The organism is Nocardia colli, from assembly GCF_008704205.1.
GTDB lineage: Bacteria > Actinomycetota > Actinomycetes > Mycobacteriales > Mycobacteriaceae > Nocardia > Nocardia colli.
This window is the reverse complement of sequence record NZ_VXLC01000012.1, coordinates 155,425-169,256: the sequence shown is the minus strand read 5'-3', so window position 1 is coordinate 169,256 and position 13,832 is coordinate 155,425. Positions and strand designations below refer to the sequence as shown.

The following is a 13,832-nucleotide window of genomic DNA, read 5'->3' as shown; positions in this document are numbered from 1 at the left end:
CTCAGGGCAGCCGAGCGGAGATGTCGTCGATCAGCCACGGTCCCTCGGTCTCGATCGTCTTCACATCGTGCCAACCGGCCAGCTCGGAGATGGCCCCGCCCTGCACCGCGAACATCTTGCCGGTGATCGGGCACTTGTCCGAGGCGAGGTAGGCCACCAGGGGCGAGATGTTGGCGGGGCTGAACGCGTCGAATTCGCCGTCTTCGACCTCGTCGGCCTCGGCCGCCATCATGGCGCCCATGCCGGGCGTGGCCAGGGTGAGCCGGGTGCGCGCGATCGGCGCGATGGCGTTGACCCGCACGCCGTAGCGGGCGAGTTCGTCGGCGGCGACCAGGGTGAGCGCGGCGATCCCCGCCTTGGCCGCGCCGTAATTGGCCTGACCCGCGTTCGGCACCGTGGTGCCGGAGGCGGACGCGGTGTTGATCACCGCGGCGTTCGGCTGATTGCCCGCCTTGCTCTGGTCTTTCCAGAAGGCGGCGGCGTGGTGCAGCACGGCGGCGTGGCCCTTCAGGTGCACGGCGATCACCGCGTCCCACTGCGCCTCGTCCAGGCCCGCGATGAACGCGTCGCGCAGGATGCCCGCGTTGTTCACCACGATGTCGAGGCCGCCGAGCTCGGAAATCGCCTGGTCGACCACGTTCTTCGCGCCGTCCCAGGTGGCGATGTTCGCGGTGTTGGCGACCGCGGTGCCACCGGCGGCGATGATCTCGTTCGCGACCTCTTGGGCGGGCGTGGTGTCGGTGCCCTCGCCCGCATTGCTGCCGCCGAGGTCGTTGACGACCACGGCCGCGCCCTCCCGGGCGAACAGCAGGGCGTGCTCGCGACCGATGCCGCGACCGGCGCCGGTGATGATGGCTACTCGACCTTCGAGTGCACCCATCGATGTCTCCTCTTCCTCAAGTCTGTGCTGAATGTTGCGGCCGGACAACGACATTCGCCGGGACGGCGGAACCGTCCCGGCGAGCGGTCAATCGGCGATCTCGGCCAGCCCGTCGCTGAGGACCACGTCCTCGCCGCGCACGGTCTCGAAGGCGTAGGTGGTGACGCCGTCGGCGGAACCCACCTTCCAGATGCGGGTTTCCAGATCGTCGCCGGGGAACACCAGCTTGGCGAAGCGCACGGCAAACCGCTCGAGCCGGTTGACATCCGACCCACCGACCTCGGTGAGCACCGCCCAGGACGCGAACGCCATGGTGCACAGCCCGTGCGCGATGATGCCGGGCAGCCCGGCGTCCTTGGCCACCTGCTCGTCCAGATGCAGCGGCACCGGATCGCCGGAAGCCGGTGAGTACCTGAAGGTCTGGTCGTCGTCCACGTGCTGCGTGACGACCGCCGCCGGCGGCTGCGCGCGCAGGCCCTCGTCGAACTTGTGCGCCGGCGCCGCGGCACCGACCGTCTTGCCCGCGTCGATATTGCGGAAGAAGGCGGTCAGGTACTGCTCGTTGACCAATTCCCCGGCCTCGGTGCGGCATTCGATGAGGATGGTGATGGCCGTGCCGTTGGGCCGGCTGGTGTAGCCGGTCGCCTTGGCCCGCGAGACCAGCTGGTCGCCGGGCTGGATGGCCCGGTGGAAGTGGAAGTCCTGCTCGCCGTGCACGACCCGGCCGAAGATGTCCATCGGCGCGACCTCGATCACCGGCATCATCATCGCCTCGAAGACGGGGACGATGGCGAAGACCGGCGAGGCGACCTTGCCCGCGAGGTGCGCCTCGATCGGATCGTTGGTGGCCGCGGCATACTCGCCGATCCGCTCGCCGGTCACCTCGAAACGTTCGTCGTCACACCAGGTTTCGAGCCCGGCGTCGTCGAACTCGACGAGCCGGGCCGTGGTTGTCTCCGAGGTCATGCGGAAGCCAGGGCGTCGAGCTGCTCGAGCGACTTGTCCAGCTGCTTGAGGCCGTCCTTCTCGACCGCCTTGCCGAGCGCGCCCTTGATCAGCGCGCCCTCGAAGTCACCGGAGACCAGGATGGTGCTGCCGCCGTCGCCCTTGGGCTGGATGTCGAAGGTGAATTCGGTCTTCACCCCGGCCATTCCGGTGCCGCCGAGGGTGAGCTTGGTCGGCTGCTCGACCGAGACCACGGTCCACTCCAGCTTGTTCGCCATGCCGAGCATGACGATCTTGGCGACCAGCTTGGCGCCCTCGGTCAGCACGGCCGGCGGCTCCTCCATGAAGCGCTCGTGGATGGTGAACCACTTCTCCCAGGTGTTCGGGTCGGAGACGACCGTCCAGAGCGCCTCGGGGGTGGCGTTGACGTCCTTGGTGGCTTCGATGTGTCCCATTGAGATGACTCCTCGTCGAATTTCGTTGTGCGAGTTAAGCGATCAGCGGTCGGCGCGCCGGTAGGCGGTCACGACCGCGGCGCCGCCGAGGCCGATGTTGTGCTGCAGGCAGGCGGTGACGTCGTCGACCTGGCGCTTGTCCGCGGTGCCGCGCAGCTGCCAGGTGAGTTCGGAGCACTGCGCCAGACCCGTTGCGCCGAGCGGATGCCCCTTGGAGATCAGCCCGCCGGACGGGTTCACCACCCACTTGCCGCCGTAGGTGGTCAGGTTCTCGTCGATCAGCTTTCCGGCTTCGCCCGGGCCGCACAGGCCGAGCGCCTCGTAGGTCAGCAGCTCGTTGGCCGAGAAGCAGTCGTGCAGCTCGATGACCTGGAAGTCCTCGGCGCCGAGTCCGGCCTGCTCGTAGACCTTCCGCGCCGCCTGCACGGTCATGTCGTAGCCGACCAGGTTCTTGGCGGTCTCGTCGAAGGTGGACCGGTAGTCGGTGGTCATCGCCTGTCCGACGATCTCCACCGCCTGCGCGGCCAGGTTGTGCTTGTCCACGAACGCCTCGCCGGCCAGGATCACCGCGCCGGAACCGTCGGAGGTCGGCGAGCACTGCAGCTTGGTGAGCGGGTCGTAGATCATCCGCGAGCCGAGGATGTCATCCATCGAATACTCGTCCTGGAACTGCGAATACGGGTTGTTCACCGAGTGCTTGTGGTTCTTGTAGCCGATCTTGGCGAAGTGTTCGGCGGTGGTGCCGTACTGCTTCATGTGCTCACGGCCGGCCGCGCCGAACATCCACGGCGCCACCGGGAACAGCACCTCGGAGATCTCGGCGAGCGCCATGATGTGCCTCGCCATCGGCTGCTCGCGGTCGTCCCAGGTGGAGCCGAGCGAGCCCGGCTGCATCTTCTCGAAGCCGAGGGCCAGCGTGCACTCGGCCAGCCCGCCCCGGATCGCCTGTGCCGCAAGGTAAAGCGCGGTCGAACCGGTGGAACAGTTGTTGTTGACGTTGACCACCGGGATGCCGGTCATGCCGAGCTCGTAGACCGCGCGCTGGCCGGAGGTGGATTCGCCGTAGACGTAGCCGACGTAGGCCTGCTCGACCAGGTCGTAGGCGATGCCCGCGTCGGCGAGCGCCTTGGTCCCGGACTCGCGCGCCATATCCGGGTAGTCCCAATCGGTGCCGTCTTCGTTCTTGCGGCGGCCCGGCTTCTCGAACTTCGTCATGCCGACGCCGACGACGTAGACCTTGTTCGCCATCGAACTCCCTCAGGTTGTGCCTGTGCCGCCGCGTGCGGGCAGCGGTGAACCGATCCGTCCGGATCCAGCTGGAAACAAACATACAGAGATGTATGTAAGTACGCAAGGTTGTCAGCGTTACCGCAGGTTGCGGATACCGAATAGCCAGGTGGTAACACCCGGCCGTCGACATACAGCCCGAGGTGTATGTATCGCCAGTTTGCGCTGGTACGCAGCGATTTCCTGGTCCTGGGCCAGATCTCGATGCCATCGCTGTGACGTGCCTCACCGCCCCCGACGCCGTAACAGCCGCGTAATCGTTCGGAAATTCCCCGTCCACAACCGTGTACGACCGTCGAATGGTTGCAGTTATCGGTGCGGGGATGAGGAGTAAAACGTGGTCGAGCTCGATACCCGGTCGTCGAATTCCGACGGGATCGCCGCGGCGAAGGAAACCCTCGAGGACTACACGCTGCGGTTCGCGCCACGGAGCTACCGGAAATGGAGCCCGGCCGTGGTCGGCATCTCCGCCCTCGGCGGCATCGCCTACCTGGCCGACTTCGCCATCGGCGCGAACATCGGCATCGCGCACGGCACCGGGAACGCGCTGCTCGGCATCGGTTTCTTCGCGATCGTCATCATGGTCACCGGATTTCCGCTCGCCTATTACGCGGCGCGCTACAACCTCGATCTCGACTTGATCACGCGCGGTAGCGGATTCGGTTATTTCGGCTCGGTGCTCACCAATGTGGTGTTCGCCTCGTTCACCTTCATCTTCTTCGCGCTGGAGGGGTCGATCATGGCCCAGGGGCTGGAACTCGGTCTGGGCATACCGCTTTGGCTCGGCTATCTGGCCTCGACGCTGCTCATCTTCCCGCTGGTCATCTACGGCATGAATACGCTGGCCAAGCTGCAGGTCTGGACGACTCCGCTGTGGCTGCTGCTGATGGTGCTGCCGTTCGGATTCCTGCTGGTGCGCCATCCGGATTCGGTGTCGTCATTCTTCGCCTATGGCGGCGAGAACGGTTCCGGGGTAAGCGTTTCCGGCACGCTGCTGGCCGCGGGCGTGTGCCTGTCGTTGATCGCGCAGATCGCCGAGCAGATCGACTACCTCCGCTTCATGCCGCCGCGCACGCCGGAGAACGCGCGCAAGTGGTGGGGCTGGATGCTGCTGGCCGGTCCGGGCTGGGTGGTGTTCGGCGCGCTCAAGCAGGTGGTCGGGCTGTTCCTCGCGGTGTACCTGATCGCGAATCTGCCTGCCGCGCAGGGCATCGCGAACCAGCCGGTGCATCAGTTCCTGGAGATCTACCGGGACATGGTGCCAGGCTGGCTGGCCATGACGCTGGCCGTGGTGCTCGTGGTGATCAGCCAGATCAAAATCAATGTCACCAACGCGTATTCGGGGTCGCTGGCCTGGACCAACTCCTACACCCGGGTGACCAAGAGCTACCCCGGCCGGCTGATCTTCCTCGCGGTGAACCTGGTGATCGCGCTGATCCTGATGGAAGCCAACATGTTCGACTTCCTCAACAACATCCTCGGCTTCTACGCCAACTGCGGCATCGCCTGGATCGTCACCGTCGCAACGGATATCGCGGTCAACAAGTACCTGCTGAAGATCTCGCCGAAGCAGCCGGAGTTCCGCCGCGGCATGCTCTACGACTTCAACCCGGTGGGGCTGGTCGGATTCGGGCTCTCGGCGGTGCTGTCGATCATGACGTTCTTCGGCGTCTTCGGTGAGCTGCTGAAGCCGTACTCGCCGATCGTCGCGCTGGTGGTCGCGTTCGTCGCCACCCCGCTCACCGCGATCGCCACCAAGGGCAAGTACTACCTGCGCCGCACCGACGACGGCATCGACCTGCCGATGTTCGACGAGCACGGCAACCCGTCCGGCGAGACGCTGACCTGCCACGTGACCGGCCTGGAATTCGAACGGCCGGACATGATCGCCTCGGCGGTTCCGGGCCCGGAAGGCGAGATCCAGTACATCAGCTCGCTCGCCCTCTCCACCGACAAGGCCGGCGACCACCTACTCCCCCGGCAGCACTGACCCCTAGTCGGTAGCGCGAACGTCGGCGAGGGCCGCCTCGGCGATGTTGCGCAGGTGGGCGGTGGCGCGGCGCCAACGACGTTGGGCGCGTTCGTTGTCCGGGTCGACGAAGTTGGAGACGAGGATGCCGCGCAGGGCGTCCATCGCGGTGTAGATGAAGTCGCGGGCCTCTTTGCGGCGGATCTCGTCGGGAACGAAGCGGGCGACGGCCATCAGGACGGCGTTGTTGACGAACGGCTCGACCTTCTCCATCGCGGCGGCCAGCACCGGGTCGGTGCGACCGGCAACCCACAGTTCGACGGTCGCGATGAACAGCGGGCCCTGATGCAGTTCCCACAGGAATTCCAGCGCGGCGGCGACCGGGTCGTCGCCGCGCTCGACCTTGGCCATCTCCCGCATCGCGGTCTCGGCGCGCAGCTGGGCCAGATGGCTGATCGCGGCGACGACCAGGTCGGTCTTGGAACCGAAGTGATGCACCTGGGCGCCGCGGGTGACGCCGGCGCGTTCGGCGACCCGGGGCGTCGTGGTGCCCGCGTAGCCGTATTCGACCAGACAGTCGACGGTCGCGTCGAGCAGCCGGGTGCGCATCTCGGTGCTGCGCTGTTCCTGGGTGCGCCGCTGCGGTTTCGCGACTTCGATCCTGGCCATCCGGCGATTCTACACTTACATACAGCTCTGTATGTTGCCGAAGCGTCGGGTCAGGCGACCAGAGCCGCCGCCGCGACGAGGCGGGCGTCGCGCCGGGCGACCCCGACGGTGATCGCGAACAGCACCACACCGACCACGGCGAGGCCCGCCCCGACCACGGCGGGTGCGGTGTAACCGAGTCCGGCGGCGATCACGGCGCCGCCGAGCCAGGCGCCGCCGGCGTTGGCGATGTTCAGCGCGGCGTGGTTGAGCGCGGCGGCCAATGTCTGCGCCTCGTGCGCCACGTCCATCAACCGGGTCTGCAAGCCGGGCGCCAGCGACGCACCGGTCGCGCCGACCAGGAACGCGCCGATCGCGGCGGTGTACGGATTGTGCGCCGCCGCGACGAAGATCGCGAGGATGACGGCCATGCCGATCATCGAGGCGTAGATCGCCCGATCCACACCGCGGTCGGCGAGCACGCCGCCGACGATATTGCCGACCACCATGCCGACGCCGAACAGCATCAGCACGATCGGCACCAGCCCGGCGGACATGCCTGCCACACTGGTGAGAGTCGTGGTGATGTAGGTGTAGACGGCGAACATGCCGCCGAAGCCGATCGCGCCGACCAGCAGGGTCAGCAGCACCTGGGGACGGCGCAGGGCGCCGAGCTCGGTCATCGGGTTGGTCATGGTGATGCCGGTGAGCTCCGGCACGAAACGGATCAGCGCGGCTACCGTCGCCAGCCCGATCACCGCGACCACCACGTACGCGTCGCGCCAGCCGAGATGCTGGCCGAGCCAGGTGGCTGCGGGAACGCCGACAACATTGGCGGCGCTCAGACCGAGCATAACCGCGGCAACCGCTTTCGCGCGCTGACCCACCGGGGCGAGGGTGGCCGCGGCCAGCGAGGCCACGCCGAAGTAGGCGCCGTGCGGCAGGCCGGAGACGAACCGGGCGACCACCAGCAGGTGGAAGGTGGGGGCGAGCACGGTCGCCACGTTGCCCAGGGTGAACGCCGCCATCAAGGCGATGAGCAACTTCTTCCGTGAAGCCCGGGCGAACACGGCGGCGATCACCGGCGCGCCGATCACCACGCCGAGCGCGTACGCCGATACCGCGTGGCCTGCGGTCGGCTCGGAAACACCCATGGCGCGCGCGATCTCCGGCAGCAAACCCATGGTGACGAATTCTGTTGTGCCGATACCGAACCCGCCGAGCGCCAGCGCGAGCATGGCAGGCATATGCCAAGTCGTCCGCGCGGCCTCGGGGCGTGCGGGGGCCTGGGTAGCGAGGGGTGTGGTCACGTATCCATGAAACGCTTCCACTGGCCGTTTCGCTTCCCGAGTAAACGTGAGTTGAGACACGCTAACATCAAGAAAACGTGCAGGTCAGAATGCAAAACCGCGCATCAGGGACACCGCGGGCGCCCGACCTGGCAAATTCCATTCGGAAACAATCGCGTACCCCACGCCGGCTCGGACACCCGGGGCACCGGATGTGGCCAGCGTCATCGGGGCGTCGGATTCGCTTCCGGCTCCAGGAAATTCACGCCGGACGTTGCTCGAAGGTGCGGCGGTATTCGACCGGCGTGACCCCGACGACCGCGGCGAAGTGCCGCCGCAGATTGGGCGGCGGTGCCGAGGCCGCACATCCGGCTGATCCGATCGATGCCGAAATCGGTGGACTCGAGCAGGGATTGCGCGCGGGCCAGGCGCTGGGTCAGCAGCCATTGCTTCGGCGTCGAGCCGATCGACTGCCGCAGCCGCCGATGGAAGGTGCGCGGACTCATGGTGGCGCGGGCGGCGAGCAGCTCGACAGTCAGCGGCTCGTCGAGGTGTTCGACCGCCCATTCCAGCGCCGGACCGAGGTCGGCCTCGGCCCGTGCCGAGACGGACAGGTCGACGAACTGGGCCTGGCCGCCGGTCCGGCTCGGCGGCGCCACCAGCCGCCTGGCCAGCCGGTTCGCCACGGCGGCGCCGAAGTCGCGACGAACCAGGTGCAGCGAAAGATCCAGCGCGGCGGTCATTCCCGAGCTGGTGAGGATGTCGCCGTCGTCGACGTAGAGCGCGGACTCGTCCACCTCGACGGCGGGAAATCGGCGCGCCAGCACCGCCGCGTGCTCCCAGTGCGCGGTGACCCGGCGACCGTTCAGCAGACCCGCCGCGCCGAGCACGAAGGCGCCGTTGCACAGCGCGACCATCCGCGCGCCGCGCCGATGCGCCTCGACCAGGGCGTCGAGCAATTCGGGCGGCACCGGACGATCGTCGGTGGTGCAGTCGTAGGCGATCGACGGCACGAAAACGGTGTCGGCCGAGACCAGTTCGGCCACGCCGTACTCGGCGCGCAGGAATGCGCCGTGCCCGACGGCGGATTCGGGGACTTCCGGCAGCACCGAGCAGATCCGCAGCTCGTACCAGGGATCGGCGAGGTCGGGCTGGGGCGTGCCGAAGATCGCGCCGAGTTCGTAGAGGTCCCAGGGATGCAGCACGCCGGGGGTGACGGCGATGGCGACGGTATGGCCGGTCATGCCCGCCAGGATATGGCGGGAACCGTTCGCCACCGGTCGGTCCTGCCACTCGCGCGGTCCGCTCCGTCCGCGAAAACTGGGCACCGGGCGCCCACCCGACGAACTCACGGATCTACGGAGGAACGCATGACCAGCGATCACACGGCCGGCACGCGGGTGACGGTGCTCGGCCTCGGGCGGATGGGTTCGGCGATCGCCGAACGCTACCTGCGCGCCGGTTACCCGACGACGGTGTGGAATCGGACGCCGGGCCGGGCGGCGCACCTGGACGACCTCGGCGCCGAACGCGCCGAATCCCTCGCCGCCGCCATCGCGGCCGGCGAACTGATCGTCCTCTCACACATCGACACCGCGGGCGTAGCAGCCTTACTCGACACCGTCCCCGACGCGGTGGCCGGACGCACCGTGCTGAACGTCTCGACCGGTCGCCCCGACGACGCACGCGCCCTCGCGACTCGGATAGCCGCGCAGGGCGGACGATTCCTGGACGGCGCGATCCTCGGCATGCCCGCGACCCTCGGCACAACCGACGCGCTGATTCCCTACAGCGGATCGGCAGACGCGGCGGCCGAACACCGCACGACGATCGCGGAGCTGGGTGCCGCGACCTACCTCGGCGCCGACGCCGGACTGGCGGCGCTGCACGACATGGCGGTGCTGGCCGGCATGTACGGCATGTTCGGCGGCTTCTTCCAGGCGACGGCGATGCTCGGCGGCGAGCCGGCCACCGCGCACCGGCTCACCACCGAGTTCCTGGTGCCATGGCTGCGCGCGCTGCTCGACCTGTTGCCCGGCCTGGCCGCCGAAGTCGACGCGGGCGAGTTCGCGCCGACCTTCGCGAGCATCGCGGAGATGGGCGCGGTGCTGGAGACGATCCGCGGCGTGAGCCGCGATCAAGGCGTGCCCACCGACCTGCTCGACCCGCTCCAGCGGCTGCTCGAGACGGGCGTGGCACGCGGCCTCGGCGCGGACAACTTCACCCGCGCCGTCTCGGTGCTCCGCGACAATCCGGTCCCGGCCTGACCGGAAAAACAGTCCGGGCACCCGTACCACGATGTGGTGCGGGTGCCCGTTGTTCATTTCAGCCTGCCCGGGCGACATCTGATTTCGCTCGAACATGGGTAACTCACCGGGTACGCCCAGCGCCCATCCATGCCGTCACCGGCAGCCCGCCACGAAAATCTCGCGGCACCCGCGACCGGCAAAAGTCGCGGAGAGGCGGAGGAGCTCAGCGCAGAGCGCGGGCCAGGTTGGCGTCCAGGGCGCCGAGGAATTCCTCGGTGCTCAGGTAGCCCTGATCGCCGCCGACGAGCGAGGCGAGGTCCTTGGTCATCTGGCCGCCTTCGACGGTCTTGATGACGACATCCTCGAGGGTCTGCGCGAAGCCGATGACCTCGGGGGTGTTGTCCAGCTTGCCGCGGTGCTCGAGCCCGCGCGTCCAGGCGAAGATCGACGCGATCGGGTTGGTGGAGGTCGGCTTGCCCTGCTGATGCTGGCGGTAGTGCCGGGTGACGGTGCCGTGCGCGGCCTCCGCCTCACAGGTCTTGCCGTCCGGGGTCAGCAGCACCGACGTCATCAGGCCGAGCGAGCCGAAGCCCTGCGCCACGGTGTCGGACTGCACGTCACCGTCGTAGTTCTTACAGGCCCAGACGTAGCCGCCCTCCCACTTCATCGAGGAGGCGACCATGTCGTCGATCAGGCGGTGCTCGTAGGTCAGGCCCGCCGCGTCGAACTGGGTCTTGAACTCGGCATCGAACACCTCCTGGAAGGTGTCCTTGAACATGCCGTCGTAGGCCTTGAGGATGGTGTTCTTCGTGGACAGATACACCGGGTAGTTCTGCTGCAGGCCGTAGTTGAACGAGGCCCGCGCGAAATCGATGATCGAAGCCTTGAAGTTGTACATGCCCATGACGACGCCGCCGTCTTCGGGCATCTTCACGACCTCGTGATGGATCGGCTCGCTGCCGTCCTCCGGCGTGAAGGTGATGGTGACCGAGCCGGCCTGATACACCTTGAAGTCGGTGGCGCGGTACTGGTCGCCGAACGCGTGCCTGCCGATGATGATCGGCTTGGTCCAGCCGGGCACCAGGCGCGGAACGTTGGAGATAATGATCGGCGCACGGAAAATGGTGCCGCCGAGAATGTTGCGGATGGTGCCGTTGGGCGACCGCCACATCTTCTTCAGGCCGAATTCCTCGACGCGCGCCTCGTCCGGCGTGATGGTGGCGCACTTGACGCCGACGCCGTGGCGCTTGATCGCCTCGGCCGCGTCGACGGTGACCTGATCGTCCGTCTTATCCCGGTATTCGATGCCCAGGTCGTAGTACTCGAGATTCACATCGAGGTACGGGTGGATCAGCTTGTCCTTGATGAACTGCCAGATGATCCGGGTCATCTCGTCGCCGTCGAGTTCGACGACGGTACCTTCAACCTTGATTTTGGACATGGATCTTCGTGTCCTCCTAGGATGGTGCCCTCATTGCACGGCCAGGTGAACACGCTTGTGAGCGGACCCCAGCTGTTCCAACAGACAACGTATATGCCCCGCGTTGTCCGCGAGACGTGTGGTGCAAACAAGACAAGCGTACTGCTGCCGATGATCGTGGTGTGCGGGCAGCCCCCCGAGTGAGAAACCCCACGAACTTACTGACTGGTAGGTCATTCCGCAATTCGTCGTTCGCCACGCCCAACGACCTCGGTCCGCGCATCGCCGAGCTGGCGATACGCGGACCGAGGGGTATTTCGCGGAAATATCAGACGCCGACGTGCACCGGGCGCGCCCCGTCCTCGGAACCTTCGATCAGGTTCTCCGGCCGGTCCCTGATCATGAACGCGATCACCGGAACGGCGGCCAGGAAGAATCCGGCGCCGACGTAGAACGCCACGTCGTAACTGTGGATCGAGGCGCGGGCGATCAGGTTGTCGATCGTCGCGTGGCTCTCCGCGTAGGACTTGGCGGTCTGCACCGAGATGGTGGTCAGCAAGGCCGTGCCGACCGCGCCACCGACCTGCTGGGCCGCGTTCAGTAGCGCACTGGCCACGCCGGAGTCCGCCTCCTCGACCTGGTGCAGCGCGACGGTCTGCATGCCGACGAACAGCGGACCCATGCCCAGTGCGATCAGCACCTGCGCCGGCAGCACGCTGGCGGCGTAGCTGTCGCCGAAGCCGAGCTGGGCCAGCCACAGCAGGCCGAGCACGCCGAGCACAGCGCCGGCCACCATCAGCGGCCGCGGGCCGAGCTTCGGCAGCAGCGCACTGGTGATGCCCGCGGAGATCGCGATGCCGGCCGGGAAGGGCAGGAACGCGAAGCCGGCCTTGAGCGAGGAGTAGCCAAGGGTGATCTGGAAGTAGTAGCTCAGGAACAGGAACATCGCGAACATGGCGATCGGCACGAGCAACGCCGCCAGGAACGCGCCGCCCCGGTTGATCTCACCCGGAATGTGCAGCGGCAGCAGCGGATTGGCCGAGCGCCGTTCGATCACGACGAAGGCGATCAGCAGCGCGGCGCCGGCGATGAGCAGGCCCAGGGTGCTGCCGGAGAGCCAGCCGTCCTCGGCCGCGCGGCTGAAGCCGTAGACGATCGAGATCAGGCCGAGCGTCACGGTGACCGCGCCGGGCACGTCGTAGCCGCCGGTCCGCGGGGCAGGCACGTCCTTGACCACCCAGGCCAGCGCGCCGACCAGGGCGAGCAGCGCGATCGGGGTGTTCACCAGCAGGCACCAGCGCCACGAGGCGTACTCGGTGAGCGCGCCGCCGGCGATCAGGCCGAGCGCGGCGCCACCGGCGGAGATGCCGGCGAACACGCCGAACGCGGTGGCCCGCTCGCGCGCCTCGGTGAAGGTCACCGACAACAGCGACAACGCCGCGGGGGCGAGCAAGGCCGCGAACGCGCCTTGCAGCGCACGCCCGGCGAACATCTCCGCGCCGTTCTGCGCCAGACCGGCAAGTGCCGACGCACCGGCGAAGCCGATCAGTCCGACGATGAACATCCGGCGTCGGCCGAGGTAGTCGGCCAGCCGCCCGCCGAGCAGCAGCAGGCCGCCGAAGATCAGCGTGTAAGCGGTCAGCATCCACTGCTTGTTGCCGTCGCTGATGCCGAGATCAGCCTGGGCGAAGGGCAGCGAGATGGTCACGATTGTGGCATCCAGCACCACCATGAGCTGGGCCAATGCGATCACGCCGAGGGCGAACCAGCGTGCCGAACTGCCTTGTTTCTGGGGAACTTCTACCGCTTGCGCAGTGTCGGTCACGGTCATCTCCTCTTCGTTCGAACTCGGTGGCTATCCTGTCAGTAAGCGACATTTGGCGTCAAGAGCAAAATGTCGCAACACGACATTTGGCGGTTAAAGACACGAAAACACTGGGTTGCGATAGGGTGTGAACATGCTCGAGTCACCGACGCCGACGGGCGCGAGTGCCGCAGCGGAGCCCCCCGCGAACGCACATCCCGGCCTGCGCGAACGCAAGAAGCAGCAGACCCGGTTGCGGATCATCGAGGTCGGGCTGAACCTGTGCGACACACAGGGTTTCGACGCGACGACGGTCGAACAGATCGCCCACGCCGCGGACGTCTCGCCGCGCACGATCAACCGATACTTCGACAGCAAAGAGGACATCGTCCTCGGGCCGGTGCAGGACTTCGGTCAGGCCGTGGCGCAGACGCTGCGCGAACTGCCGGTCACCGACAACGAACTGGAATCACTGCGTACGGCGTTCTTGCGGGTGGTCGACCAGGCTGCGAACGAACCCCGCGGCGGGCCGATCTCGTTCCGGCAGTTCCAGCAGATGCAGCGGATCGTGCGCAGCAGTCCGGCGGTCAGCGCGCGCAGCCTCGAGCACGCGGACAACAAGAACATCGCCATCGCCGCGGTGGTCGCCGAACGAATGGGCACCACGCCCTGCGCACTGCCGGTACGGCTGGTCCTCGGCTCCTGGCAGCTCATCGCCCATCTCGCGATGGAGTGCGGGGAGAGCATGTTCGACTACGAGGATCTGCACGAGGCCGCGACCGCAGGCCGCAACTCGTTCTGCGCGGCGTTCGACGAGTTCGTCCGGGTCTGCGGCGGCGCGCGGACCAGCGCTTCCGGCTGAGTTCGCGGATAGGTTTCGGCTGTC

Annotated in this window: 12 protein-coding genes; 3 read left to right on the top strand and 9 right to left on the bottom strand. The window is 67.2% G+C overall.

All coding sequences use genetic code 11. The annotated features are described in order from the left end of the window. Nucleotide 1 precedes the first annotated feature (1 nt). From F3087_RS23850 to F3087_RS23835, 4 genes are all read right to left on the bottom strand, one after another. A complete protein-coding gene (locus F3087_RS23850; protein ID WP_150404247.1) occupies nt 2–880 on the bottom strand; it encodes an SDR family oxidoreductase in 879 nt (292 codons plus the stop codon). An 87-nt stretch (nt 881–967) separates the two neighbouring features. Further along, entirely contained in the window at nt 968–1,846 is an 879-nt protein-coding gene (locus F3087_RS23845; protein WP_150404246.1) for a MaoC/PaaZ C-terminal domain-containing protein, read from the bottom strand. After that, the gene (locus tag F3087_RS23840) at nt 1,843–2,280 is read right to left on the bottom strand and encodes a type II toxin-antitoxin system Rv0910 family toxin (RefSeq protein ID WP_150404245.1); all 438 of its coding nucleotides are present in this window, start codon (nt 2,278–2,280) and stop codon (nt 1,843–1,845) included. Before F3087_RS23840 ends, F3087_RS23845 begins: the two co-directional genes overlap by 4 nt. Nucleotides 2,281–2,322: 42 nt before the next feature. Next, nucleotides 2,323–3,528, bottom strand: coding sequence for a lipid-transfer protein (locus F3087_RS23835; RefSeq protein ID WP_150404244.1), 1,206 nt, complete (start codon nt 3,526–3,528; stop codon nt 2,323–2,325). A gap of 376 nt (nt 3,529–3,904) precedes the next feature. On the opposite strand from F3087_RS23835, the gene F3087_RS23830 reads away from it, so the two are divergent. Next, a complete protein-coding gene (locus tag F3087_RS23830; protein WP_191094113.1) occupies nt 3,905–5,557 on the top strand; it encodes a purine-cytosine permease family protein in 1,653 nt (550 codons plus the stop codon). Nucleotides 5,558–5,560: 3 nt separating this feature from the next. Here the strand turns inward: F3087_RS23830 and F3087_RS23825 are convergent, their stop codons facing one another. The 3 genes from F3087_RS23825 to F3087_RS23815 all read right to left on the bottom strand — a co-directional run bounded on the left by F3087_RS23825 (nt 5,561) and on the right by F3087_RS23815 (nt 8,717). Continuing rightward, a complete protein-coding gene (locus F3087_RS23825; protein ID WP_150404243.1) occupies nt 5,561–6,205 on the bottom strand; it encodes a TetR/AcrR family transcriptional regulator in 645 nt (214 codons plus the stop codon). 50 nt (nt 6,206–6,255) lie between these two features. Next, complete coding sequence (locus F3087_RS23820) at nt 6,256–7,422, bottom strand: MFS transporter (protein ID WP_150404291.1); 1,167 nt, start codon at nt 7,420–7,422, stop codon at nt 6,256–6,258. Nucleotides 7,423–7,697: 275 nt separating this feature from the next. Continuing rightward, a complete protein-coding gene (locus tag F3087_RS23815; protein WP_223885289.1) occupies nt 7,698–8,717 on the bottom strand; it encodes a helix-turn-helix domain-containing protein in 1,020 nt (339 codons plus the stop codon). On the opposite strand from F3087_RS23815, the gene F3087_RS23810 reads away from it, so the two are divergent. Next, the gene (locus tag F3087_RS23810; protein ID WP_317983933.1) at nt 8,670–9,740 is read left to right on the top strand and encodes an NAD(P)-dependent oxidoreductase; all 1,071 of its coding nucleotides are present in this window, start codon (nt 8,670–8,672) and stop codon (nt 9,738–9,740) included. The genes F3087_RS23815 and F3087_RS23810 overlap by 48 nt on opposite strands. Nucleotides 9,741–9,945: 205 nt before the next feature. On the opposite strand, the gene F3087_RS23805 is transcribed toward F3087_RS23810, so the two are convergent. Further along, a complete protein-coding gene (locus tag F3087_RS23805; protein ID WP_150404241.1) occupies nt 9,946–11,163 on the bottom strand; it encodes an NADP-dependent isocitrate dehydrogenase in 1,218 nt (405 codons plus the stop codon). Between the two features lie 307 nt (nt 11,164–11,470). Then, nucleotides 11,471–12,973: an MFS transporter gene (locus tag F3087_RS23800; RefSeq protein WP_150404240.1), complete on the bottom strand. Its 1,503-nt coding sequence runs from the start codon at nt 12,971–12,973 to the stop codon at nt 11,471–11,473. Nucleotides 12,974–13,100: 127 nt separating this feature from the next. Between F3087_RS23800 and F3087_RS23795 the strand changes: the two genes are divergently transcribed. Further along, nucleotides 13,101–13,808, top strand: a complete 708-nt coding sequence (locus tag F3087_RS23795; protein WP_150404239.1) for a TetR/AcrR family transcriptional regulator — start codon at nt 13,101–13,103, stop codon at nt 13,806–13,808. Nucleotides 13,809–13,832 lie beyond the last annotated feature (24 nt).